5 protein-coding genes and 1 tRNA gene are annotated in these 2691 nt (G+C 46.2%); 4 read left to right on the top strand and 2 right to left on the bottom strand.

All coding sequences use genetic code 11. The features are described 5' to 3' along the window. The first annotated feature begins 327 nt into the window (after positions 1–327). The 4 genes from KDK15_RS18130 to KDK15_RS18115 all read left to right on the top strand — a co-directional run bounded on the left by KDK15_RS18130 (position 328) and on the right by KDK15_RS18115 (position 1813). Positions 328–492, top strand: a complete 165-nt coding sequence (locus tag KDK15_RS18130; protein ID WP_257296800.1) for a hypothetical protein — start codon at positions 328–330, stop codon at positions 490–492. Between the two features lie 10 nt (positions 493–502). Next, complete coding sequence (locus tag KDK15_RS18125) at positions 503–778, top strand: hypothetical protein (RefSeq protein ID WP_257296799.1); 276 nt, start codon at positions 503–505, stop codon at positions 776–778. Between the two features lie 131 nt (positions 779–909). Further along, entirely contained in the window at positions 910–1434 is a 525-nt protein-coding gene (locus tag KDK15_RS18120) for a hypothetical protein (RefSeq protein WP_257296798.1), read from the top strand. Positions 1435–1450: 16 nt separating this feature from the next. Next, a complete protein-coding gene (locus tag KDK15_RS18115) occupies positions 1451–1813 on the top strand; it encodes a hypothetical protein (RefSeq protein ID WP_257296797.1) in 363 nt (120 codons plus the stop codon). Positions 1814–2046: 233 nt separating this feature from the next. On the opposite strand, the gene KDK15_RS18110 is transcribed toward KDK15_RS18115, so the two are convergent. After that, positions 2047–2123: transfer RNA gene (locus tag KDK15_RS18110), tRNA-Arg, on the bottom strand. 120 nt (positions 2124–2243) lie between these two features. Then, positions 2244–2501 carry a flagellar biosynthesis anti-sigma factor FlgM gene (locus KDK15_RS18105; RefSeq protein WP_257296796.1) on the bottom strand — a complete coding sequence of 86 codons (258 nt, stop codon included), beginning with the start codon at positions 2499–2501 and terminating at the stop codon, positions 2244–2246. Between the last annotated feature and the right edge of the window lie 190 nt (positions 2502–2691).

Raw genomic sequence — 2691 nt, 5'->3', positions numbered from 1 at the left:
TCTTTACCAAATGGCATGGCAGTTTTTTCTATTTCTGCGCCACTTACCACTGTCCATCACCCAATGCCATCAGCCCGTCCTTTGAACGGAAGTTTGCCAGAATGACCTACAGCGGTAATAACACTTATACCCTGTCTTATATGCGGCACACCGATAAGTGACACGAATTCTTTTATGATCAGGATATAGAGCAGTGCTTTGAGCTGATTGCCCATGAGCCCTGTTTTCTGCCGTAACGGTTATCGGATTTTCTCATTAGCTCAGCATAAAGGTCAGAAATGCTCTTTGATCGGGCGAGTTATCAGCATTGATGTAAGTTGAAAAAACATGAAGAAAGTTTCAGAAATGCTGCTTTCCGTCAGCGGCGATATGTTAAAGACGCCGAGAAACAAAGAGGAAATGCAGGCTCATCTCCATCTGGTGGTGCATGCCTGGAACTGCTTTTTCCGGATTCTGACCGGGAGTCTGAAGGATCATAGTGCCCGGGCATGAATCGTAGAGTATGGACAAACGAACGTTTATGGATACCGAACAAACCCTTGAAATTATCACAGCAACCAACAGTGCCAGTGCCAGTGCCAGTGCCAGTGCCAGTGCCAGTGCCAGTGCCATAAGATCATTGTGCCAGTTCCTGCAGGACAAGTGGGTTTATTTTTATGTCATGTACCAAATGTTTCTTGGCGTGAAATCGATCACAGGTGTGATTATCCAGGGACAGGATGCCTGGGTTTCATTTCCTGTTTCCTATCTGGAAGAGCTACAACCTGCTGAAGCCTGACCTGAATAATTTAGCGAACTATAATACAATATGACGACAACTGTCATTCATATCATGATTGGGGTGGAAATGCTGGAGAAGAACTATCAGCATGCGGAGGCGAGGCGGTTGGTTTCGGAGATTCGGTAGTTATGAAAACCCAGAATTTACTGAAAATCACAGTAACCAGTGAGCTAAGCTCGGCCATCAATAGCATGAAAACAAAGGAGCATGAAAAGCATGCCCGGAAACTGGCGAAGATGGTCAACCTTTGTTACGAAGAAGCCTTGCTGAAGGCTGGATCAATCGTCATTAAGGCGGAAGATATCAAAGCGGAAGGGACCGATCTTATCAGGCCATTTATGGAGACGGTGTACGATCATTTTCTGCAAAACTCCATTGAAGCGTTCAGAGAAGAAGATGATGCCTTATTGCGTGCAAGCAACCCGGCACAGGCTCATCTGAACAGCGAGGATCTGAAGCCCACCAAAGAGTACTTGCTTATGCGGACTAAACGGGATTCAGCCCTTTTTATTCTCTGTGCACTGCTGTCCTCTGTTCTATCTTCTGATGATCTCAGTACATTTCAAACCCATTATCCAAACTCAATGGTGCCGCTGGTGAAAGAAAACGGTAGCACTGATGCATCGTGCAGCATTTCTCGCTCGTCAATGTGACGTAAACGAGTAAGTGTTGATTACCACCTACACGACCAATTTTTCGGTCACCATCAAATCTCTTATGGGAAAGATGGCTGCTGATGTTATTAACCGGATTGAGGTTACCAATCTTCACCAGCTGGCCAGAACTGTGTGTCATTGCATTAACTGGAAAGGGAAAATTGCGGAAGATTCTGATATTTCTGAAATCTGGGATGACATTCTGAAAGCTGACCCGATTCCAGAGTTTGATCGTGAGTCTATTACCAGCGAATATAGTGAAATAGCCGATCCCATGGGGCTTGAAACGGAAGAAGATTATCTGACCGCAGTTCGTTCTGGTAAACCGCGCATCAGCCGTAAGCAGCGTAAGCAACTCTGGCAGGCTTCAGTTTAAGCGGGCACTGAGCAAGCGCAACATGCTCACCCTCGATGGAGTTATACATCAGGCCCGTAAGGCAGTGGAACAGGGTAAATTTGAACGCTTCCGCTACGTTCTGGTGGACGAACTATCGTAAAGATTCTGTATTGATATGTGAGAGTCTGTAGAGAGCTACTTTTTATACCGACTCAAGACTGAACAATGCTTGACCACAAACTCGGAGACCCGAATTAAATCATTGATTTATATGGCGCTCCCAGTAGGATTCGAACCTACGACCTGCCCCTTAGGAGGGGGCTGCGCTATCCAGCTGTGCCATGGGAGCATGCGTTACCGGACTGATACCAAGGGATACACCTTTAAGAACGCGTTTGAAGCGTACTTCATTCACAGTGGATGATCAAGCCTTGGTAGGGTAAAGGGTTTCTAACTGGCGTAAATTGACTTAAGGGCTGTCTTTCTCGGAAAACGCGATTTCAAGCTGTTGCTCAAATGCAAGCATTTTTTCAGCGAGACGCTCACTATCAACCATCAGTGTCCCATCAAGGTATGCCTGGCGCAGGCGGCTTATACGATCTTCAGTAGCATTGATAACAAAACTTATTTTCTTCTCGGAGCCTTCCAAATTCGTACTTGACTCTCGATGCTCTTTACCCATGTTCACTCCTTGAACGATAATTTTTTTTGGTGGCAAGTCGGACATACTCTCACCTCCAGTTCAGGCTGTCTACCCATGATGTTTATTATTTCAGTGAACAAGTTCCATACCAATTGTATAAGGACTCCGGAAAACTCGGCACACTGCTCCCCGCCTTATCAGGCGAGGCTTCTGACTTCATAGGCAGCGACCGACAGTACGCCGGATTTACGCAAGCCTCCATCAGCAGAAACGG

Origin of the sequence: Endozoicomonas sp. YOMI1 (assembly GCF_024606345.1) — a bacterium.
GTDB lineage: Bacteria > Pseudomonadota > Gammaproteobacteria > Pseudomonadales > Endozoicomonadaceae > Endozoicomonas.
Note: the sequence above shows the minus strand (reverse complement) of the source record. Positions and strands in the feature narration are given on the sequence as shown.

Coding starts and splice junctions, on each gene's coding strand:
- KDK15_RS18125 (WP_257296799.1), top strand. CDS start 503: ATGGACAAACGAACGTTTATGGATACCGAACAAACCCTTGAAATTATC.
- KDK15_RS18120 (WP_257296798.1), top strand. CDS start 910: ATGAAAACCCAGAATTTACTGAAAATCACAGTAACCAGTGAGCTAAGC.
- KDK15_RS18130 (WP_257296800.1), top strand. CDS start 328: ATGAAGAAAGTTTCAGAAATGCTGCTTTCCGTCAGCGGCGATATGTTA.
- KDK15_RS18105 (WP_257296796.1), bottom strand. CDS start 2,501: ATGTCCGACTTGCCACCAAAAAAAATTATCGTTCAAGGAGTGAACATG.